The 20,346-nt window shown below is 49.4% G+C and carries 20 protein-coding genes; 11 read left to right on the top strand and 9 right to left on the bottom strand.

Annotated features, from left to right (window positions below; all coding sequences use genetic code 11):
• Positions 1–132 precede the first annotated feature (132 nt).
• From nagK to ACGHTT_RS11325, 5 genes are all read left to right on the top strand, one after another.
• Positions 133–1,029 (top strand): N-acetylglucosamine kinase, encoded by an 897-nt coding sequence (gene nagK / locus ACGHTT_RS11345; protein WP_390590628.1) that lies wholly within the window; start codon positions 133–135, stop codon positions 1,027–1,029.
• Between the two features lie 25 nt (positions 1,030–1,054).
• Positions 1,055–3,409, top strand: a complete 2,355-nt coding sequence (locus tag ACGHTT_RS11340; RefSeq protein WP_390590626.1) for a beta-N-acetylhexosaminidase — start codon at positions 1,055–1,057, stop codon at positions 3,407–3,409.
• A gap of 36 nt (positions 3,410–3,445) precedes the next feature.
• Positions 3,446–4,765 (top strand): sugar MFS transporter, encoded by a 1,320-nt coding sequence (locus ACGHTT_RS11335; protein WP_390595042.1) that lies wholly within the window; start codon positions 3,446–3,448, stop codon positions 4,763–4,765.
• Between the two features lie 67 nt (positions 4,766–4,832).
• Positions 4,833–5,906, top strand: coding sequence for an acyltransferase family protein (locus ACGHTT_RS11330; protein WP_390590624.1), 1,074 nt, complete (start codon positions 4,833–4,835; stop codon positions 5,904–5,906).
• A gap of 79 nt (positions 5,907–5,985) precedes the next feature.
• Positions 5,986–6,867: a glycerophosphodiester phosphodiesterase gene (locus tag ACGHTT_RS11325; RefSeq protein ID WP_390590623.1), complete on the top strand. Its 882-nt coding sequence runs from the start codon at positions 5,986–5,988 to the stop codon at positions 6,865–6,867.
• Here ACGHTT_RS11325 and cobB read toward each other — a convergent pair.
• On the bottom strand, positions 6,848–7,567 hold the full coding sequence (gene cobB, locus ACGHTT_RS11320) for a Sir2 family NAD+-dependent deacetylase (protein ID WP_390590621.1): 720 nt from the start codon (positions 7,565–7,567) through the stop codon (positions 6,848–6,850). The two genes, ACGHTT_RS11325 and cobB, sit on opposite strands and share 20 nt — an antisense overlap.
• Positions 7,554–8,093 (bottom strand): PadR family transcriptional regulator, encoded by a 540-nt coding sequence (locus ACGHTT_RS11315; RefSeq protein WP_390590620.1) that lies wholly within the window; start codon positions 8,091–8,093, stop codon positions 7,554–7,556. The genes cobB and ACGHTT_RS11315 overlap by 14 nt, the downstream gene beginning before the upstream one ends.
• Before the next feature lie 162 nt (positions 8,094–8,255).
• Between ACGHTT_RS11315 and ACGHTT_RS11310 the strand changes: the two genes are divergently transcribed.
• Positions 8,256–9,920 (top strand): phytoene desaturase family protein, encoded by a 1,665-nt coding sequence (locus tag ACGHTT_RS11310; protein ID WP_390590619.1) that lies wholly within the window; start codon positions 8,256–8,258, stop codon positions 9,918–9,920.
• Between the two features lie 85 nt (positions 9,921–10,005).
• Here ACGHTT_RS11310 and yegQ read toward each other — a convergent pair whose 3' ends face one another.
• Positions 10,006–11,319, bottom strand: coding sequence for a tRNA 5-hydroxyuridine modification protein YegQ (gene yegQ / locus ACGHTT_RS11305; RefSeq protein ID WP_390590618.1), 1,314 nt, complete (start codon positions 11,317–11,319; stop codon positions 10,006–10,008).
• Between the two features lie 95 nt (positions 11,320–11,414).
• Here yegQ and ACGHTT_RS11300 point away from each other — a divergent pair, with 95 nt between their 5' ends.
• On the top strand, positions 11,415–12,566 hold the full coding sequence (locus tag ACGHTT_RS11300) for a GGDEF domain-containing protein (protein WP_390590617.1): 1,152 nt from the start codon (positions 11,415–11,417) through the stop codon (positions 12,564–12,566).
• A 16-nt stretch (positions 12,567–12,582) separates the two neighbouring features.
• On the opposite strand, the gene ACGHTT_RS11295 is transcribed toward ACGHTT_RS11300, so the two are convergent.
• Positions 12,583–13,404, bottom strand: a complete 822-nt coding sequence (locus ACGHTT_RS11295; protein ID WP_390590615.1) for a glutaminyl-peptide cyclotransferase — start codon at positions 13,402–13,404, stop codon at positions 12,583–12,585.
• Between the two features lie 26 nt (positions 13,405–13,430).
• Here ACGHTT_RS11295 and ACGHTT_RS11290 point away from each other — a divergent pair, with 26 nt between their 5' ends.
• Positions 13,431–14,048: a DUF502 domain-containing protein gene (locus ACGHTT_RS11290; RefSeq protein WP_390590613.1), complete on the top strand. Its 618-nt coding sequence runs from the start codon at positions 13,431–13,433 to the stop codon at positions 14,046–14,048.
• A gap of 11 nt (positions 14,049–14,059) precedes the next feature.
• Here the strand turns inward: ACGHTT_RS11290 and ACGHTT_RS11285 are convergent, their stop codons facing one another.
• Entirely contained in the window at positions 14,060–14,386 is a 327-nt protein-coding gene (locus ACGHTT_RS11285) for a late competence development ComFB family protein (protein ID WP_390590612.1), read from the bottom strand.
• A 55-nt stretch (positions 14,387–14,441) separates the two neighbouring features.
• Positions 14,442–16,499 (bottom strand): bifunctional tRNA (5-methylaminomethyl-2-thiouridine)(34)-methyltransferase MnmD/FAD-dependent 5-carboxymethylaminomethyl-2-thiouridine(34) oxidoreductase MnmC, encoded by a 2,058-nt coding sequence (mnmC, locus tag ACGHTT_RS11280; protein WP_390590610.1) that lies wholly within the window; start codon positions 16,497–16,499, stop codon positions 14,442–14,444.
• Positions 16,500–16,631: 132 nt separating this feature from the next.
• Here mnmC and ACGHTT_RS11275 point away from each other — a divergent pair, with 132 nt between their 5' ends.
• Positions 16,632–17,030: an MAPEG family protein gene (locus tag ACGHTT_RS11275; RefSeq protein ID WP_390590608.1), complete on the top strand. Its 399-nt coding sequence runs from the start codon at positions 16,632–16,634 to the stop codon at positions 17,028–17,030.
• 33 nt (positions 17,031–17,063) lie between these two features.
• Here ACGHTT_RS11275 and fldB read toward each other — a convergent pair whose 3' ends face one another.
• The 3 genes from fldB to trmL are packed head-to-tail and all read right to left on the bottom strand — an operon-like array spanning position 17,064 to position 18,535.
• A complete protein-coding gene (gene fldB / locus ACGHTT_RS11270) occupies positions 17,064–17,585 on the bottom strand; it encodes a flavodoxin FldB (RefSeq protein WP_390590606.1) in 522 nt (173 codons plus the stop codon).
• Positions 17,582–18,028 (bottom strand): flavodoxin domain-containing protein, encoded by a 447-nt coding sequence (locus tag ACGHTT_RS11265; RefSeq protein WP_390590604.1) that lies wholly within the window; start codon positions 18,026–18,028, stop codon positions 17,582–17,584. Before ACGHTT_RS11265 ends, fldB begins: the two co-directional genes overlap by 4 nt.
• 42 nt (positions 18,029–18,070) lie before the next feature.
• Positions 18,071–18,535 (bottom strand): tRNA (uridine(34)/cytosine(34)/5-carboxymethylaminomethyluridine(34)-2'-O)-methyltransferase TrmL, encoded by a 465-nt coding sequence (trmL, locus tag ACGHTT_RS11260; protein WP_390590602.1) that lies wholly within the window; start codon positions 18,533–18,535, stop codon positions 18,071–18,073.
• Positions 18,536–18,810: 275 nt separating this feature from the next.
• On the opposite strand from trmL, the gene ACGHTT_RS11255 reads away from it, so the two are divergent.
• On the top strand, positions 18,811–19,740 hold the full coding sequence (locus ACGHTT_RS11255) for an MSHA biogenesis protein MshI (protein WP_390590600.1): 930 nt from the start codon (positions 18,811–18,813) through the stop codon (positions 19,738–19,740).
• Positions 19,737–20,345, top strand: a complete 609-nt coding sequence (locus tag ACGHTT_RS11250; RefSeq protein ID WP_390590598.1) for a PilN domain-containing protein — start codon at positions 19,737–19,739, stop codon at positions 20,343–20,345. Before ACGHTT_RS11255 ends, ACGHTT_RS11250 begins: the two co-directional genes overlap by 4 nt.
• Position 20,346: the final 1 nt, after the last annotated feature.

Below are 20,346 nucleotides of genomic sequence, written 5' to 3'. Positions count from 1 at the left end.
CTCTTGCGGGTTGGTGGCCTGTCAGTCCCAACCCTTCTTTTTAGCGCGATTGAGGTATGAATTCGTAACAGGCAGCATCGGCTGTTTATCGGTTAATAATAAGTGAATAAGCTGAGGTGAGTGATGGGGCAGATGCCAATTGGAGAGGGTGTGATGTACCTTGGCATTGACGGTGGAGGTAGTAAGACCAAAGCTATTTTGGTTGATGCCAAGAACCAACTCTTAGGCCAAGGTATCGCTGGTGCCGCTAACCCGTTACATGGCGTGGAGCAGACCATAACGTCAATCACTTTAGCGGCCGAGCTCGCCTTGGAGTCTGCAGGGGTTGCTCGTTCTCAACTATCTCGTTTGGTTGTTGGTGCGGGGCTCGCCGGTGTGAACTTACCTGATCTATTCGAGATCATGACCAACTGGGATCATCCTTTCGCTCAATTTTTCCTCACAACGGATTTACATATTGCCTGTTTAGGCGCCCATTCAGGGGCCGATGGTGCGGTGATAATCACGGGTACAGGCAGCTGTGGTTACTCATCTGTAAAAGGTAAATCGCTCATTGTTGGCGCCCATGGTTTTCCCTTCGGTGATAAAGGTAGTGGCGCTTGGTTTGGGTTGGAGGCCTTGAAATATGCATTGCTTGCTTCGGATGGGCTGGCTGATGATTCGCCTCTGAAAGACAGCGTTGAGCAAGCCCTACAGGCCAAAGGTATCGACTTGGTGGGCAAAATGGTTGGCGCCACTTCTAAAAAATACGCAAAACTGGCGCCGTTGGTGATGGATCTTGCTGATCAGCAAGACCCTGTGTCTGTGGCGATAGTTCAGGATGGTGCCGATTATATTTCCGCCGTGGCGAAAAAGCTTTTAGCGCAAGGTGCGCAGCGACTTTCTATGATCGGCGGTGTATCCCAACGGTTGCAGCAATGGATGTCGCCTGAGGTGGTTTCCCGTTTAACGCAAGCTCAAATGCAGCCTGAGTTTGGTGCAGTTCTATTTGCCAAGCGGGAATTGTTGAGCCTCGATAAAACCGCCTAAAAATAATTCCATGACGAGGTCATTTGTGAAGTTAGTTTACTTATCTCTACTTGCTATGTTGGTGTTCGGCTGTGGTGAATCCGAATCTAGAGCTAAACCAGTTGATGTCGCCATTAATGGTGATTTTATTCAGAGCGAGACGTCTCAACCGGTTAGTATTATTCCCTTGCCAGCTTCGGTTAAAAAGTTGGAAGGCGAGTTTTTTGTTAACGCGCAAACGGTAATCGTTGCGGAAGAAGGTGCATTGTCTGTCGCTGAATATATTCAATCCCAGTTCGGGCCAGCGACTGGCTATCGGTTTCCCATAGTTTCGAGCAACAATGTTGATAATGCTATTACTTTACTATTGGATGACGCCTTTTCTGAAGAGGCTTATCGGCTTATTGTTACTGCGAACGGTGTGCAAATAAGCGCGTCGACTAGGGCTGGGCTATTTTGGGGTGTTCAATCGCTGCGACAGTTATTTTCACAGGATATTGAATTGAATGCGCCGGTCAACAAACGCGTCTGGCCTATAGCCGCTGTCGATATTGAGGACCAACCAGCATTCTCCTATCGCGGTATGCATTTAGATGTTAGTCGCACTTTTTTTCCGGTCGACTTTATCAAGCAATACATCGATTTATTAGCGATGCATAAGCTGAATTACTTCCATTGGCACTTGACCGACGATCAAGGTTGGCGCATCGAAATCAAGAAGTATCCGCGTTTAACAGAGATTGGTGCCTGGCGAGATGAGACGGTTGTTGGGCATACCTACGATCGGGATGGCTTATATGACGGCCAAAAGCTCGGTGGCTTTTATACTCAGGCTGAAATTAGGGGTATCGTTGCCTACGCGCAACAACGTCAGGTGACAATAATTCCTGAAGTTGATGTGCCCGGTCATGCGTCGGCAATTCTCAAGGCTTACCCTGAGTACGGGTGTGTCAGTAAAGAATTTAGCGTTCAGGCTAATTTTGGTGTTTTCCCTGAAGTACTTTGCCCGACCGAAAAAACATTCGCCTTTTTAGAGGATGTTTTTAGCGAGGTTATCGCGCTTTTTCCTTCACCCTATATTCATGTAGGCGGTGACGAAGTGAAAACGGTGCAGTGGCAGAACTGCGCTAGCTGTAACGCCATCATGGCGGAAAAGGGCCTCAAGGATTATTTAGCGTTGCAAGGCTATTTCATTAGCCGTGTTGAGGCCGCTATCAACAAAATGGGGCGCAAGATTATCGGCTGGGATGAAATTCTTGAAGGCAATGTTGCACCGAGCGCAACTATCACCTCTTGGCGCGGCATTGAAGGTGCAATTCATGCGGCGAAGGCGGGGCATGACGCTATCATGGCGCCAGGCTCTCACTTGTATTTTGATCACTATCAGTCCCGTTCGGTTGAAGAACCTCTGGCAATTCATGGGTTAACGCCGATCCGGGAAACGTACAGTTTTGAAGTTATTCCTGAGGTATTGCAAAACACCGATGCGGCCAAGCGGATATTAGGCGCGCAGGGGCATCTTTGGACTGAATATGTGCGCTCACAAGCAAAAGCCGAGTATATGATCTTGCCGCGTATGAGTGCGCTAGCAGAAGTGGTTTGGACTGATACCTCTAAGCGCAGTTGGGAAGATTTTTCCAAGCGCCTACCCTATTTAATGGAGCGCTTTTCTGCCAAAGGTTTAAATGTTGCCAAAAGTGCCTATGTGGTAAATGCACAGATCAGCTATACCGCGAAAGGCTTTAAGGTCGATTTATCGAGTGATATGCCTGAGGTTAATATTTTTTATACCTTGGATGGTTCTTTACCTAACGCCCAGTCTCAGCAGTATCTCGAGCCACTGCTGTTGCCGAAGGGGGGTACCTTGCGCGCGCGAGCGCAAAGTAAACTCACTGGTGAGATGTTTCTTGAGCGTCGATTAACGCTACAGTCACACAAGGGTATAGGGGCAAAAATCACCCTAAATGCGGAAGTGGATAGAGCTTGGAATACCGATCCCGAAGTGTCATTGGTTGACGGCATTTTGGCGCGCGATCAAATTTTCCAGCTAGATGACTGGGCGACCTTCCCGGGGGAAGCCGTTGAAGCGATTCTCGAGTTTCCTGAAATGACAGAAATTTCGCTGTTTAATTTAGGGTTTAACGCGGGTCGGTTTCGACATTTTTATGCTCCAACGGCGATAGAACTCTGGTCGTCTAACGACGGCCAGAATTGGAAGGCGTTGGCCAGTGCGAGAGCAGCTGACATCAATATGGAGTCTGTTTCGGCGACATTGCATGTTAAACCAACGAGCATGCGCTATCTAAAGGTAAAAGTTGAAAATCATGCGAAACGATTTTCCACCGAAGACAGTAAAATGATCCCCGTCACCTTGTATATCGATGAAATGATCGTTCAATAGCAAGTTTTAAAAAATTACAAATATAAGAGTAGGTGTATTATGAGTTCCTCAGCAGTGGTTTCTCAGAAGCAAGAAAGTACCTTTGTTCCTATGCTGATCATTGGCATACTTTTCTTTATCTTTGGTTTTGTAACTTGGCTTAATGGCTCGCTCATTCCATTCTTGAAAATTGTTTGCGAACTCAACGAGTTTCAGGCGTTGTTTGTGACGTTTGCATTCTATATTGCCTATACATTTATGGCGCTTCCAAGTGCCATGATCTTAAAAAGAACGGGCTACAAGAGTGGCATGGTGATTGGGCTTGTGGTCATGGCGGTGGGCGCATTGCTGTTTATTCCCGCCGCACAAACCAGTCATTACGCGCTGTTTTTGGCCGCACTTTTTATTCTCGGTACCGGCCTTACGCTGCTACAAACTGCTTCCAACCCTTACATTGTTTGTATTGGTCCGCGGGAAAGTGCGGCTATGCGCATCAGCGTGATGGGCTTGGTTAATAAGGCCGCCGGTATCGTAGTGCCCATACTGTTTACGGCTTGGGTTCTAACGGGCATGGATCAATTTGATGATGCGGTATTAGCCGCACTAGCTGAGTCAGAGCGCGCCAGTCGTCTTGCTGAATTATCGTCTCGTTTAGTGCTTCCCTATATTTATATGGCGATTGCGCTGCTAGGTTTGGCGGCATTTGTTAAATTTTCGCCGTTGGCTGAGTTACGCTTGGAGGAAGAGGCAGAGCAAGTTGAGGATAAGCTTGGTATCTTGGCTTTTCCGCAGGTTATTTTGGGTGCGCTCGCACTGTTTATGTATGTGGGTGTGGAAGTGATTGCGGGCGATACCATTGGGCTTTATGGCCGCAGCTTAGGTGTCGCGCATTTTGGTTCATTAACGTCTTACACCATGTCATTCATGGTGCTCGGTTATATTTTAGGCGTTGTTGCCATCCCTAAGTTTTTGAGTCAGGAGCGAGCTTTATTGATGTCGGCGCTGCTTGGATTGGTTTTTACAGCAGGCGTTATGTTTGGCTCTGCGTCATCGGATGCGATAAGTAGCTTATTATTTGGTTGGTTAGGCATTCCCACTGTGCCAAATACCGTGATGTTTTTAGCCCTACTGGGTTTTGCTAATGCGTTGGTTTGGCCTGCCATTTGGCCGCTTGCCCTTGAAGGGCTCGGTAAATATACCGGAACTGGCTCTGCACTTTTAATCATGGGTATAGCGGGAGGTGCATTGTTGCCTTTAGCCTATGGTCATTTTTCGTCAGTGTCTGATGATCCGCAGATGGCCTATTGGGTAATGATTCCTTGTTATATTTTCATCCTTTTCTATGCGTTAAGGGGCCATAAGCTACGCCAGTGGTAGACGCTTTTGGATCGTTTTAGTAAGGGGCACTTTGGGTGCCCTTTTGTATTCTGTGGTGGAGCTTTCGATGTCAAAGAGTCGCTATATCGCGTTGGATGCTATGCGCGGCCTTACCTTGGCGTTGATGATTGTTGTGAATACCCCAGGCTCCTGGTCTCATGTTTACCGGCCTTTGTTGCATGCTGATTGGCATGGTTGGACGTTCACGGATTTAGTGTTTCCCTTTTTTTTATTTATCGTGGGTGCAGCGCTTTTTTTTAGTCGGCTTACCTCTGTACAGCTGTCGCGCGTTGATCAGTGTAAGAAAATCACGCGACGCGCACTTATGTTGGTGGCTTTAGGCGTGTTACTGGAGTTCTACCCATTTTTGACGGCCTTAGACGACTTGCGCCTACCCGGCGTATTACAACGCATTGGCCTCGCTTACGCCGCAACGGCTTATCTGCAGGTCTTCGTCCGGCCCCAATGGAACCCACTGTTCATTGCAGTGCTGTTGGTGTCTTATTCACTATTGCTGTTGTGTTCAAGTGATCCCTATGGACTAGAGGGTAACGTTCTTCGAGCATTTGACCTTGCCGTCTTGGGCGAGTCACACCTATGGGCGGGGAAGGGGTTAGCGTTTGATCCCGAAAACTTGCTGGGCACGATTGCTGCGACAGCTACCGTGCTAATCGGCTTTGAGGCAGCGCGCTGGTTGCGTTCTGGGCAATCTTTTGGCCGGCTGATTTCAGGGTTGTTGGTGGTGAGTCTTGTGTTGGTGGTATTGGCCTACAGTTTACCTGAGCCTATTAACAAATCCCTTTGGACCTCGACCTACGTGTTGTTAACGGGTGGTCTAGCGTTGGCGTTTTTAGCGTGTTTGTTGATTCTTGAGCGTGCCAAGATCGGTGCCTGGGTTATGCAGTCACTTTCTATACTCGGGCAAAATCCATTGTTCATTTATGCTTTAGCTTGGCTCTGGGTGCGAAGCTATAGTTTAGTCCCCACGAGTGATGGCACCTTATACGAATCGCTGTTTCTGTGGTTGGCGCTGATGATGCCGGCCAAGCTCGCCTCGCTGATGTTTGCGCTTTTGCACCTTGCGATTTTATGGCTATTGGCTTGGTGGCTGCATCGCAGGAGAATCTACATAAAACTGTAGAAGCATCTGTGAAGGCTTGTTCATGAGCTACCTAAGGCGTTAGCATGGGCGACTTTCTAGTCTGAACAAGCAGATACCCATGGGAATTATGAAGAAAATTGGCCTGGCGCTGGTGGCTTTGTTTGCCGTCTATGCTGGTCTGCGCTTTTTTGTTTCAGTCGCACCGATTCATCATCCATTTTATCAAGACGTTGGCTTTGAAGTGATAGCACACGGTGCTGGGCAGGGGTTGCAGCCGAAGGATACCCTTGAGGCTGCGTTGCTGTCCCACAAGTTGGCCGCCGACGTGATCGAAATTGACATTCATGCCAGCAGCGACGGTGTTTTGGTGCTAAGCCATGATGAAACTGTTGACGAAATGACCGATGGCACGGGTTTTATAAAAGAAAAAACGTTTCAAGATCTACAGCGCTTGGATGCTGCCGTTGGCTTTAAGAAACTTGCGGGGTCCCCGTTAAAAGGTACGGGTGTGAAAATACCTGCCTTGCAGGATGTTTTTACGGCCCTGCCCGGGGCACGCTATATTATTGAAATTAAACAGGTAGCGCCTAGCATTGCAGAATCCTTATGTGAATTAATTACAGCGCGCCAGATGCAAGGTCAGGTTTTAGTAGGTTCTTTTTTCACAGAGCCATTGGAGACGTTTCGCGCGAATTGTCCGTCGGTGGCAACTTCTATGTCTCAAGGCGAGGTGACCAAGCTCGTTATACTGCAAAAAATTGGCCTATCGCATTTATATGATTTGCCGGGCGTTGCCCTGCAAGTACCAAGGCGCTCAGGTGCTATTACGGTGGTTACCGATTCGTTTTTGCGCGATATGAAAACCCGCGGTGTACGGGTTCAAGTATGGACGGTCAATAGCTTAGATGAAATGAGAGAGCTTATGGAAATGGGTGTGGACGGTATCATCACCGACTATCCAGATCGCCTGCACACGCTTATTAGCAACACGACGGATTAAGTTTATTGATGAGGCTTTGTACGTAGTCCGGCACTACCTGCGTTGCTGGGCCGTAGAAGCCTTCATGAAATGCGCTAGCGTTAAGTGACGGCTCTAAATTAAGTTCGACCGTTGTTGCACCGTTTTGTTGGGCGATATCGAAAAAGCCCGCCGCCGGGTAAACATTGCCCGAGGTGCCAATGGCGATAAACAGATCGCATTGACTTAACGCTTGGTAAATCTCGTCCATAAATAACGGCATTTCCCCAAACCAAACAATGTGTGGCCTCAGGCTCGCTTGGCAATTGCAGTTTGGGCAGCGATCGGTTTCGTCTAGGTTTTGTAACCATTTAAAGATTTGATGGCAGCGCGCGCAGCGGGCTTTGGTCAGCTCTCCATGCATATGATGCAGCTGTCGACTGCCGGCTTTTTCGTGCAGGTTATCGACGTTTTGGGTTATTAATAAAAAATCTTGGCCGAGTGAATGTTCGAGATCTTTGAGTGCTAGGTGAGCTGCGTTCGGGGCGGCATCGAGTAATCCTTCACGCCTTAGGTTGTAAAACCGGTAAACCAAGGCTGGGTTTTGTGCGAAGGCCTCAGGTGTGGCTACTTCTTCCACGCGATGGTCCTCCCACAGACCGTCATTGTCTCTAAAGGTTTTCAAGCCAGACTCGGCCGAGATACCTGCGCCAGTTAACACAACAACCTTAGGTTTTTTCATTGATTACTTCCAGGCATTGGTTGGCCCACTGCAGCCAATTTTCTTCGGCACTGATACCGTATTTTAAAGTTAAATAGGGTAAGTGCATGGTCTTTTGTTGATCTCGATTTAAGGCGAGATATTCTTGCTCTATGGCTTTCAGTTTGGCGAGGCTTTTTTGGTGCAATTGTTGATGGCGTTGAATTTCAGCCTGTAAAACTTCGGCTTCAATATGGTCTCCACCATAGATTTTAATCAGTAGGGCATCTTTGTATTTGTTGACTTCCGCCGGTTCGCGCAACCACTGAGTCATGGCTTGTCGACCTTCGTCGGTAATTTCATATATTTTTCTATCGGGCTTATCCGCCTGCGCTTCGGTATTGAAGCGAACCCAGCCGGCCTCTGTAAGCGCTTTAAGTTGTTGGTAAACTTGCTGGTGGCTGGCATTCCAAAAAAAGCCTACAGAGCCCTTAAAATGCTGACTTAAATCGTAACCGGATGCCGGGTGTTCGGCGAGCATAACGAGTAGGCTGTGCTTGAGTGACATGGTCGGTCTCTAAGGTTTAAAAGGTATGGAGCGGAGTTATGCAAATTGTTGCATATTGATTGTTGCTCGCGTACATTATGCAAATAATTGCATATTTTGACATGCTTCGATGGTAGAGGCTATGTCTGCACCCCGTTTTCTAACCGATTAAAGGATTTTTCTGTGACCGCTGAAACTCAAGAGATACCAAGCCAAGACGCTGGTGCGAAGCGCTCAGCCAAGCGTTCGGTAAGAACAGGCAAGCGCTACCGAACGGGCAGGGCGGCGAAGCACTACGATGCCATCGTGATTGGCTCTGGCATTGGCGGCCTATGCACTGCCGCTCTGTTAGCTAAAGCGGGTAAAAAGGTGTGTGTGTTAGAGCAGCACTATACCGCAGGTGGTTACACCCACAGTTATGAAAATGCCGGCTACGAATGGGATGTCGGCGTCCACTACATTGGCGAGGTGCATAAACGCTGGTCTATTTTGCGTCGTATTTTTGATGTCATAAGTGACGGTCAAATTAAGTGGGCGGCGATGAATAAGTGCTACGACCGCATTATCTTGGGCGATGAAACCTTTAACTTTGTCGCTGGCAAAGATAATTTCATTGCTGGGTTAGTCCAGCACTTCCCCGAAGAAGAGACCGCCATTCGAGATTACGTGGCGTTGTTGCAAGCCGTGAGCAGCAAGGTACCGCTGTTTTTTGCCGGTCAAGCGCTGCCTTTCGGTATCGCGAAGTTGTACAGCAAGTTGCGGCCGCGTTTATTCCCGGCCTATTTCTTCCAAACTACGCGAGCAGTATTGGAAACCTTTACCAAAAATGAAAAATTAATCGGCGTGTTAACGGGGCAGTGGGGCGACTACGGATTGCCACCCAGTGAGTCAAGTTTTCTCATGCACGCGATGGTTGCCAAGCATTATTTAGCCGGTGCTGCTTATCCTGTCGGTGGAAGCTGGGCTATTGCGGAAGGTATTATTCCCGTTATTCAGGCCGCAGGGGGTGAAGTGTTTACCTACGCCGGTGTTGAACAAGTCTTGGTCACGGCCGGTAGGGCAGTGGGTGTGCGCTTGAACAATGGCGATGAAATTTTGGCCGATCAAGTGGTGAGCAATACAGGTTATTGGCCAACGGTCAATAAGCTATTACCGGAAGCAGTAAAGGCAAAATTTGCCGCTGATAAAATGACGATCCCGTTAAGTTCTGCGCACCTATGTCTTTACGCAGGTTTTAAGGGCGATGCTAAAACGTTAGGTTTAGATAGCACTAACTTGTGGATTTATCCGAATGCCGATCACGATTCAAATGTGAAAAAGGCAAAAGCTAGTAACAATAATGAATTTCCATTGATCTACATTTCTTTCCCTTCCACTAAAGACCCGAAGTGGGACGAAAACTACCCGAATAAAAGCACGGTTGAGATAGTTACTACTGGCAGCCTCGAGCAGTTTATGGCGTGGACCGGTACTCAGTGGAGTAAGCGCGGTGATAATTACGAGGCGATGAAGCAGGAAATCAGTGAACGTTTGTTAGAAATACTCTATAAACACCGCCCACAATTACGCGACGCGCTCGATTTTTCGGAGCTGTCGACGCCCTTGTCTACTCAGTGGTTTCAATGGAACGAAGTTGGGGAAATTTATGGCTTAGATCATACGCCTGCGCGCTTTAAGCAAACAAAGCTGCACCCACAAACCCCTATTAAAAATCTTTTTCTCACGGGCTCTGACGTTGTCACTGCTGGCGTAGGGGGGGCGTTAATGGGTGGCGTTATGGCGGCAACCCGTATGTTAGGTTGGCGGGGTTATAAAATTGGTCGGCTGCTAAACGCTAGGCCACGGTAAAGCGCCGCCTTAGATCATGGTCATCAAGTGAAAGCGCTAAGGGCATTTGCCCTTAGCGCTTTTTCTGGCACAAGAAAGTAAAACACTAAGGCATATAGCGCATAAGCATGGCGAAATCGGTTTGTTCGCCGAGCGGTATGTCATCAGGGATTTTTACCTTCACAATGTGGCCGCTGCCTGGGGCACAGTCGATAGCGACACCGTGTTTATTTTCTAGGTGTTCGATGTTAAAGCGATGATTACCCTGCGGGGTAATCAACTCCATGGTGTTGCCTACTTCGAACCGATTTTTCACATCAACGGTTAACCAATTGTCTTGCGCCGACAGCGTTTCGGCGACAAATTGTTGATTGACGTTAGTTGAATTACCAGCGGTATAGTTTTGAAATTCACTGGGTACGTGGCGACGGTAAAAGCCTTCTGTATAGCCACGGTTTGCAAGGTGCTCTAATTCGCGCATCATGTTCATGTCGAAAGCAATGCCGGCATGAGCATTGTCAATAGCCTTGCGATAGACTTGCGCCGTCCGCGCCACGTAGTAATGGCTCTTGGTTCGACCTTCAATTTTTAATGAATGCACGCCCATCTTTACTAAGCGCTCCACGTGTTGAACGGCGCGCAAATCTTTCGAGTTCATAATGTAAGTGCCGTGCTCGTCTTCATAAGCTGGCATGTATTCACCGGGGCGGCTTTTTTCTTGTAGAAGTACCGGTTGCACTTCGTCGTTCGGATCGTAGAGCTGGGGTTTTTCCACGGCGATTAGATCGCCAAGCTCATTTTCCTTGGCTTCATGGCTGTTGTATTCCCAGCGACACGAGTTGGTGCAGGCGCCTTGGTTTGGGTCGCGGTGGGTCATGTAACCTGATAGCAAGCAGCGACCTGAGTAGGCAATGCAGAGTGCACCATGGACAAAAACTTCCAGCTCAACCTCGGGGCAGCGTTGGCGTATTTCTTCCACTTCATCCAACGAGAGCTCGCGCGATAAGATGACGCGCGAGATGCCCTGTTTGGCCCAAAACTTAACCGCCGCCCAGTTGATGGCGTTGGCTTGTACCGATAAGTGCACTTCTTGCTCGGGCCACTGTTCCTTTACCATCATGATCAGGCCGGGGTCAGACATGATCAGGGCGTCGGGCCCCATGGCGATCACGGGTTCTAAGTCTCTAATATAGGTTTTAACCTTGTCATTGTGGGGGGCAATATTACTGGCTAGGTAAAATTGTTTACCCATGCCGTGGGCTTCTTCAATGGCCGACGCTAAGTTCTCAATTTTGTTGAATTCGTTATTGCGCACGCGCAAGCTGTAGCGCGGCTGGCCAGCGTAGACCGCATCGGCACCGTAAGCGAAGGCAAAACGCATGCTTTTTAGCGTTCCCGCAGGGGAAAGTAGTTCTGTCATGGGTGTCTCAGTCGTAATTACCAATTGCAGGCTATTCTACCGTAATCGCCTTTGGTCGGCAGCGATTTGGTCGATATCCTTGGGGTAACTAAAAAGTGGTAGATTTTACCGGTAAACACTGGGTTGAGGGGCAGCTGTGCGCAGGAGGTATTTTGGATCACGAAGCTGAAAACAAGCGGCTACAAGGCTTGATCGAGAAGCTTGTGCTAAGGATTGATGAAAATCAGCAAATAGCACGGCGCTTTCATGATTTTGAGTTTAAGTTGCTCGAGGCGGCAAGCTTACCGGAGCTATTTGAGGTACTGATTCAGGAGGGCCCAAATCACTTTAAGCTGAAAGCCCTGAGCTTGGTGCTGTTTGACCCGGACTATGTATTCGAGCAGCTTTTTGAGGCCCTGGATTTGAAGCATTGGGTACCCAAAGTTCAATTGCGCCATCGGCAGGATTTTTTTGACCAGTTGCTGGGGCAGGCGACACAGCCGATATTAGGAGAGTTGGATGCGTTAACCTTGGGTCGTCTATTTCCGGGCGCTGGCTCGGTGGCCAGTACCGCCTTAATTCCACTTTATTCGAAAGGTGTTTTGCAGGGCAGCTTGCATTTGGCCAGTGACACCGCCGAACGCTTTACACCCGACAAGGCGGTGGATTTTATTCAGCACTTGGCGGCCGTGTTGGCACTTTGTATTGATCATTGCGTCGCACAAGAACAGCTACGTAGAGAAGGGCGGCAAGACCCATTGACACAAGTGGGCAACAGAGCTGCCTTTGAACAGGATCTGGCTTTGGAATTAGCGCGAGCAGAGCGAAATTGCCTGCCAGTGAGTTGTTTTTTTGTTGACCTCGATCATTTTAAGAAAATTAATGACAACTTCGGCCATGCCAATGGCGACATGGTGCTGCGAGAGGTCTCTGGTGTTTTGCAGGCGCAGTTGCGGAAAACCGATGTCTTAGCGCGTTTTGGTGGCGAGGAGTTTGTTGCCTTACTGCCGGCTTGCGATGCCGATCAGGCGATGGAAACCGCCGAGCGGGTTAGAGTAGCCATTGCAGCGATGGCGATTGAAACCAGTGCTGGCCAGCCAATTCCGTTGTCAGCATCTATCGGCGTGAGTAGCTGGGAACCGCGCAAGCACAAAATTCCCATTGTCGAGTTGGGTGCGGCGCTACTGCGGCAGGCGGACGCGGCCATGTATTTGGTCAAAAAAGCGGGTCGTAATGGTGTTCGTTGGCAACCCTTGGTGGTAGGTTAATGCGTTGTTAGAAAAATCATATTTTGGGTATAGGCCACTCTCGCGGCTGAATTAAGTACATTTTTCGCCATCGCTTACCGGTTATCCAAAGTCCATCTGCCTCGGGATCATAGGCAATGCCATTAGCCACAGAATCTTTGCGCAAGCCAAAGCTATGTAGCTTTTTTTCCCGTTCGATAATCGAAGACAAATCGATGATGGCGACGACGCTTCCCGTGCTTGGCTCGATCGCGTAAATGCGAGAGTCAAACCAGACATTGGCCCAAATAAGGCCGTGCGCCACTTCGAGTTCATTGAGCCCATTTAGAGGCTCGTTGTTCAGTGTGACCTCGAGGCTTCCTTTAAGCTTAAAGTCGTCCGGCGCGCGAAATTGCAGCCTCGCGGAGCCATCGCTCATGATCAATTGGCGACCATCGAAACTAAGCCCCCAGCCCTCGCCTGAGTAGCGTGCGAGTTGCTCTTGTTTTAGGGTGTTTTTGGAAAGTTTTCGGGCGAGGCCTTGTTGCCAGGTAATTAGCCAAAGCTGGGTGCCGATGGATGCCAGGCCTTCGGCAAAATCTGACTTCGATAATAATTTTGTCGTGCTTGGCGAGCTAGAATCTTCGTTAATAGGATAGCGTTGAATAAAGCTTTGTTTGTACAACCCACTTGATTCAATAAATGATCGCTGGTCAATGATTAACCCTTGGGTGAAGGCAAGATTGGGGTGAGAGCGGGTGCTGATTAGTTGGTACTCTATGTTAGGCGGCATTGATTTACTGCCACCAGTTGCCGCGAGCGTTGTTGAGGTCAACAACATAACCATGACAATTGAGCTCATAGCGATTACATTACGCACGCAAATCATTCCTAGAGGGAAAATAATTGGACCGTATTAAATCATTTATCTGGTTAACCCTGCTAGGCGGTTTAACCGTGGTGTTGCCGATCAGCATCTTCCTGCTGGTGTTTACTTGGTTTTACGATGTAATCAGCGCGCTCATTGCACCAGTGACCGCTGCGCTGCGACCGCATTTAGGCTTTTCGCCAACCTTAGTGGATGCGGTGGTGATTGGTTGTTTGCTGGTGGTATTTTGCTTAATTGGTCTGCTGGTTAAAACGCGGGTCGGTGCTTGGTTGCTAGCTCAGATAGAGCGACTGCTCAAACGCATTGCTCCTGGCTATAAAACGATTAGTGATCTCGTTGGGCAGTTCCTCGGCGGTGGTTCATCCAACTCTCTGCTGTCGGGGCAAGTTGCATTGGCGAAAATTTATGGCCCTGAATCACCGGTCACGGTAACCGTAATTGTGACGGCTAAACATGACAATGGCGATTATTCTGTGTTCATGCCAACAGCGCCCATTCCAACCTCTGGTATCGTATACCACTTGCCAGCGTCCTGTGTTGTTTTGCTACCCCACGTGTCTGTGGAGGCAGCGATGAAAACGGTGATCGCTTGTGGCGCTGGCTCTCAGCTGCTCACTCGGCCGGTAGATGCTTAAGCGCGTACTACTTACGTCGCGTCTGTCGCTATCTCGGCTTCTTGTTCCCTCGACTTCATATATTTAATCGCGTCTTTGACCGCTTTGCGCACTTTCTTTTGCATTTCCTCTTGCTCTTGCGGCGAGAGGAAAAAACTCATATCGACATCATGCCTGATGTAGCGGGGCGGTAGGTGATTGAGTGCAACGCAGGCGACGTCGGCGAGAAAGTCGGCATCGTCTTGGGCTCGCTCGCTGCGGCTGAAAATTTCCTCCATAACCTGCGCTTCGTAAAAATTATGTATGGAATCGGTTCCTGATTGCAGCTGATGCCTGCGTCTACCTGCGTGCAATAGCATAGTTTTACCTTTTGTTGGCCGTGATGAATCCTATCAGTGTAGAAGAGCCTTGGCCTTACCGCTTACCTCTTGCGATATCGCGGATTAAAAAGCGCGCAGGGTTTAGGGCTTCGCACAGGTCTTGCCTGATGGGAACTGGCAGCTTGTTCGCGAGGGCGGCAATGTATTGAGCGCAGATTGGTGTATAAGCCAAGCCTCTTGAGCCATGCGCTAAATTCACCAATAGATTAGGCCAGTAGTGATGCGCGCTTGCGATCACTCTTTTGGCGTTTTTTGCCAAAAGCGCATAGGCGCTGGCCATCTCGGTTTCTCGCGCCACTGGGCCCACGAGGGGCAGGTAATCTGGCGATGTGCATCGGAAGCCGACGCGGCCTTGCAAGGTTGAAACGGCCGGTAGGTCTCGACCATAAAAGTTGCTTAGGTGCGCCAGAAACCCGAGATTGGTTTCGTGGTCTTCATCTCTGGCTGCAGGGTCATTGAGCTTCAAATTAAACGTAGCACCCACGCAGTGACTGCCGGCGAAGGTGGGTGCGAGATAGCCTTCTTGGGTCACGACTTTTTTCAATTTTTTGCTGGTTTCGGTCGCAGGGAGTTGCGTGATTTGCCCACGAATAGTTTTCAGGGGCAGGTGTTGCGTTTGCGGAAAGTGTTTCGCTTGTTCCGCACAACAGAGCACGACTAAATCGGCTTCGAAGCATGGCATCTCAGTGTTGTCTGGCGAGATTATGCGCCAGCGGGCATCGGCGATGAGTGCAAATTTTTCTACTTTCGTGTTAAAAACAACCGTAATACTCGGATGCTGAAGCAGCCAAGTGCACAGTGCTGGCGGGTTTAGCCAGCCCGCATTAGGTAAGTGGAGTCCGCCATGGGTGAGCTCGAAGCCCGCCAGTGTGCTGGCCTGTTGTGCTGTCACGAGATGGGCAAGAGATGTAGGCAAGGTCGCAGCTGAGGCGCTCTGCTGTTCGGCGGTTTCATCTTTGGCCGCTAATTGTAAAACACCGCAGGCAGCACCGTATTCGGGCTGTTCTCGCCAAAACGCGCGATAGGATGCTTGGGCATAATTGAGGCTGGTGATGTTAAAGCGCCCCTGTGGATGTCTTTTGGGCGAAAGCTTGGCATAGACGATGCCTTGAGCATTACCTGAGGCCATGCGTGCGGGCGCTGCGTTGGCCTCTATCACCGTCACTTGCCAGCCTGACTCGGCTAAGGCGCGCGCCGTGTGGCAGCCGGCTATGCCGGCCCCGATGACGCATGCGTGGCGGCCTGCTGGATTGAGTTTAAATGCCTGCCAAGGGGTGGCTTTATCTTGGTTAGACATGGGTGCCGAGGCCTTAGGTGTTTTGGCTTCTGCGGTGGTTTGGGGGCAGAAATAACCGCTTAGCATTTCCCGCTTACGGCCAAAGCCCTTTTGCTTTGCAACCATAAAACCCGCGTGTGTGAGGCCGCGGCGCACATTACCAGCGCAGGTATAAGTCGAGAAAGTTGTGTCCTTGTGTGACAGTTGCGCGAGTGTGTCAAAGAGCGCCTGAGACCACATGTCAGCATTTTTGCTGGGCGCGAAACCATCCAAAAACCACGCATCTACACGGGTTTTAGGCGTTATAAAATCTGGGTGTTGGCGGTGTAGCTGTTGGTTAAAGCCGGCTGTTGCATCGTCGATGGTGAGCAGCAATTGCACGCGGCCACCGAACAGGTTTAGCGGGTAGATCTCGGTTTCGAGTTGATCGGGGTAGGCAGCAATCAACTCTTGGCTGAGTTCAGACAGCGCAGGCCACAGCGCCAGCGCTTGTTTGAGTTCAATTTTTCCTAGAGGATATTTCTCAACGGTTAAATAGTAGAGGCGAGCACTTTCTGGGGCGGTATGTAACCAAAGTTCAACGGCGGCGAGAAAGTTGAGACCTGTGCCGAAACCTGTTTCGCCGATGATAAATTGCCCTTGGTTTGGCAGTGCTTGCCAGCGCGCAGCTAAATTGTTGTGTTGATGGAAAACATGGCGGCTTTCGTCCAGACCGGAATCGATGGAAAAGTACACGTCGCCGAATTGCGTAGAGTAGGGAAGTCCGTCTGACCAGCTTAGGGCGTGAGGCATTGGCAGGGGTGGATTTGTTTTCACGGTTAGGGTCACTAAATTTGAGGTTAGCTCGGTAGTTTTGCTGCGGTAAAGCTGCAATTTTACGTCTAATGGGTTAAATTCACGCCATTAACTTGCTCTTGCAATAATACTTATAAAGCGTTTGAGGACATTATGATCTACCCCTTAATTGTTTCGCCTCTGTACATCGCCCTGTGTGGGTTATTGATTTTAGCGCTCGCCATGATGGTGGTGCGCGCTCGGTTGAAATATCGGGTCGGTGTTGGCTCCGGTGGTCACGCTGATTTGGAGCGGATCATTCGCGTTCACGGCAATGCCGTTGAATATGTACCTATGACCTTATTACTCATCGTTGCGCTCGAGGCCACCGGCGGTGCAGCTTGGTTGATTCACGCCACGGGTAGCGCGTTATTTGTCGCGCGCTTGTTTCACCTATGGGGCCTAGGCCACAGCGCCGGGCCGACTAAACCGCGCCAAATCGGCATTCTGATCAACTGGCTTGTGATATTGGTTGCCTCGGTTCTGATTCTCTGGAAGCTACTATTGCCCTAGGCCGTTATGGGTTTGGCTCTGGCGCCAAACCCTTTATAGGGACCAGTCGCGTTTGAGCGCGTCACACCACTGTTGTATGCGCGCCTCACTTTGCTCAAATTGATTCTCATCATCTAATGCCAAGCCAACAAACCACTGTTGATCTGCGGTTAGCGCTTGCGACGCTTCAAACTCATAACCGGAATTTGGCCAATAGCCTGTGGGGATGGCGCCCGCCGCCACCAGCTTATCGTGCAAGTAACCCATGGCGTCGAGAAACCACTCGGGGTAACCCACTTGGTCGCCTTGGCCGAATAGCGCTATATGCTTCCCGTTAAAATCAATGCTGTCGAGCTCCGGCCAAACGGTCTCCCAATCCTCCTGAATTTCCCCATAGTCCCACGTGGGTATGCCAAGGATTAGGAAGGTGTATTGATTGGCTACGCTCAATGGTGCATCAGCAATGTTGAGGTTGTCGACTAGGTCACTACCGAGATAGCGCTGGATCTTTTCAGCGGTCATTTCCGTGTAGCAGGTCGATGAGCCGTAAAGCAGGCCAATAGGGGCGTGGCTCATAACTCTTCGGCCCAGGTTTTAAGCCAAGCTAAGCCCTGGGCTTGCGGATCATCGCCGTTCATAGCGTCGATCACCAAGGCTTCACCGTCGCGTATTGCGCCTATATCCGCGAGGGCGGCATCAAGACGATGCCCTGCTTCGGCAAATGTGGGGTAGCAACTATCGCCTAAAATGACCATGCGGTAGTGTTGACCGGCAATGGCTGGAAACGCCGTGGTGAGTTGGTCGTAAAAGGGTTGGATGTTATCCGGTAAGTCGCCGGCACCAGTATTGGAGGTGCAAAACACCCAATAGGCTGATTTATTCTCAGTCAAATCCATTGCTCTGGGGGCCATCTCAACCCGAGCCGTGTGGCCGTCTTGAATAAGTTGCCGTGAAATTGCTTCGGCAACGCCTTGGGCAGTACCCATGACCGTACCGACAAAAATAATGATATTTGCCATGCTAGACTCAGTTGCTGGTAATTATGGGGCCTAGTTTAGTGCCTATAAGGCGTCAGTAAAACCCAACTGACGCCAAGCTTCATAGGCCATTATGGCCACCGCATTGGATAAGTTTAGGCTGCGCGAGTTGGCTACCATGGGTATACGCAAGACCTGCTCGGGCACGAGCGATTCCCTAATGTCGGCGGGTAGACCCCTCGATTCAGGGCCAAATACTAGCCAATCGCCAACCTGGAACTGCGCCTCGCAATGGCTGCGCTGGCCTTTGGTGCTGAGGGCAAAAAGCCGGTCGTGATTAGCGACGTCGGCAAACGCCTGCCAGTCTTTGTGGTGGGTGACCTTGGCCCACTCGCTGTAATCTAAACCTGCTCGCCTAAGTTTCTTATCGTCAAACTCGAATCCCAAGGGTTCAATGAGGTGGAGGTTAGCGCCCATATTGGCACACAGGCGGATGATGTTGCCGGTGTTTGGCGGAATTTCAGGCTCATAAAGTACAATATTGATCATTTTTATGTCCGATCACGGCTCGAGTTTGCTGGTGTTGCTAATGTTGAGTATTTGCCTGATAACCTTGCGGGAAGTTATTGATAAAACTACAGTTATAACAACTGGTCGAGTATATTACGGTAATTACTTGCTCAACTCATGGGGTTTTGAATTTTTTTGCCGACCATTGTGACTGGCTAAAATCACAGGTTTAAGTTTCCCCGTGGTTGGCAGATAGCCTTGGTACCAGCCAAAGACAATAACATTACGTGCTGATCTAACAAGGAGAACGCGGCTTGTTGACAAAATTGTGGCCTCGCACCCAACCTGCTGGTCGTTGTGGTCTTCAGTTTAATGAAGGCGAGATTAATCTTGCCTATACCGTGCGAAATCCTGATCAAATCCTTCTGAAAGCTTGTGAATCTCTTGCCTCCGGAGATGCTTGGTCTGAAAGAGCTCAATTACTGGCTGAGCGTGTCAAAGCATTAGGTGTGGCGGGAGTGGGCTGTAATGTGGTGCTCAATCAAGATCAATATCAGTTATTTATGATGGACGCGCCCAAGGTACCTACCGAAGAGCTAAGGGATGCCGTTAAATGGAAAGTAAAAGATCTTATTAATTATCCTCTGGATCAAGCCGTAGTAGATGTCATTCCACTCGCGGACGATTGTGGGCGATCAGGTCAAAAGCTAGTTTATGCCGTGGTGGCAAAAAAGGATCTTGTGCTTGCCACTGTCGACACGGTGAAGAACGCCAAGTTGCATTTAGAAAGTATTGATATTGATGAAATGTCTGCTCGTAACCTTGCCGGCATCGCATCCAGCGGCCCCAGAGGCGCCGCCCTTGTGCACTTAAGTGCAGGCAAGGGCAGTTTGTCTCTGGTGAAAAATGATTGTTTGTATTTATCCCGTAATTTCTCCATCAATTATCAGGCTGGCTTATTAGATGATTTGCCGGTAGAGGCCTTGGTACTGGAATTGCAGCGGTCTTTTGATTATTACGAGCGGCAGCTGGGGCAGGTGCCGCCAGCACATGTCTGGTTGTTCGGAGAAAATGTTAGCGCCGATAAAATAACTGACGAATTACGCGGTGCGTTTTTTGGGGTTAATTTTGGTGTGCTTTCATTGACAGACTTAGTGGCCCCTAGTGAGCAGTTTGAAGAGGCGATTTTACAACAGTGTGCATCCGTTGTTGGCGCTAGCCTGCGTCAAGAGGTGGCACTATGAGTTGGCAACAAGTAAATCTTTACCTTCCCGAGTTTAAGCCAAAGACTGAAGTATTAAGTTTCAATACGGCATTCATCGTCTGCGCAGTTACCTGCTTGTTATTAGCGGCGTTTAGTGTGCTAGGCACTGTGGAAAATCGGGCCCTTTATCAATCTACACAAGAGATCCAGCTGAAGCTAGTAACACAGGATCAGGATATTTCTCGTATTAAAGCCGCATTGCCTCGTAGCCAAGCAGCCCTTGTGCAGCAGGAAGTGGATGGATTGCGTTTGGCGTTGGAGCGGCGACAGCGTATTTATCAATTGATTAGCCAACAAAATTTGGGTAACAGTGATGGTTTTTCGAGCCAGCTTTCTGCTTTGGCGCGACAGTATCAGAAAAATATATCGGTTGAACGTTTTCAAATAGTAGCGGGCGGTGCAGAATTTAATTTTAGCGGTAAAGCTACGTCTGCGCAGGCAGTACCACAATATTTGCAGCGCTTACAAACTGAGCCGTCATTTGATAATACTCGGTTTGGGCATCTGGTGCTCGAGCGATCTCCAAACGGTGTCATTACCTTTAGCTTGAGCCGTGAAACGCAAATATCAAAGGCGGGGCGCTAGT

Origin of the sequence: Simiduia litorea, assembly GCF_042853465.1 — a bacterium.
Classification (GTDB): Bacteria; Pseudomonadota; Gammaproteobacteria; order Pseudomonadales; family Cellvibrionaceae; genus Simiduia; species Simiduia litorea.
Note: the sequence above shows the minus strand (reverse complement) of the source record. Positions and strands in the feature narration are given on the sequence as shown.

What these genes read in the sequence shown, in the direction of transcription:
- nagK (WP_390590628.1), top strand. Translation starts at nt 133, where the DNA reads ATGCCAATTGGAGAGGGTGTGATGTACCTTGGCATTGACGGTGGAGGT.
- ACGHTT_RS11330 (WP_390590624.1), top strand. Translation starts at nt 4,833, where the DNA reads ATGTCAAAGAGTCGCTATATCGCGTTGGATGCTATGCGCGGCCTTACC.
- ACGHTT_RS11325 (WP_390590623.1), top strand. Translation starts at nt 5,986, where the DNA reads ATGGGAATTATGAAGAAAATTGGCCTGGCGCTGGTGGCTTTGTTTGCC.
- cobB (WP_390590621.1), bottom strand. Translation starts at nt 7,567, where the DNA reads ATGAAAAAACCTAAGGTTGTTGTGTTAACTGGCGCAGGTATCTCGGCC.
- ACGHTT_RS11315 (WP_390590620.1), bottom strand. Translation starts at nt 8,093, where the DNA reads ATGTCACTCAAGCACAGCCTACTCGTTATGCTCGCCGAACACCCGGCA.
- yegQ (WP_390590618.1), bottom strand. Translation starts at nt 11,319, where the DNA reads ATGACAGAACTACTTTCCCCTGCGGGAACGCTAAAAAGCATGCGTTTT.
- ACGHTT_RS11285 (WP_390590612.1), bottom strand. Translation starts at nt 14,386, where the DNA reads ATGCTATTGCACGCAGGTAGACGCAGGCATCAGCTGCAATCAGGAACC.
- ACGHTT_RS11275 (WP_390590608.1), top strand. Translation starts at nt 16,632, where the DNA reads ATGATCTACCCCTTAATTGTTTCGCCTCTGTACATCGCCCTGTGTGGG.
- fldB (WP_390590606.1), bottom strand. Translation starts at nt 17,585, where the DNA reads ATGAGCCACGCCCCTATTGGCCTGCTTTACGGCTCATCGACCTGCTAC.
- ACGHTT_RS11265 (WP_390590604.1), bottom strand. Translation starts at nt 18,028, where the DNA reads ATGGCAAATATCATTATTTTTGTCGGTACGGTCATGGGTACTGCCCAA.
- trmL (WP_390590602.1), bottom strand. Translation starts at nt 18,535, where the DNA reads ATGATCAATATTGTACTTTATGAGCCTGAAATTCCGCCAAACACCGGC.
- ACGHTT_RS11250 (WP_390590598.1), top strand. Translation starts at nt 19,737, where the DNA reads ATGAGTTGGCAACAAGTAAATCTTTACCTTCCCGAGTTTAAGCCAAAG.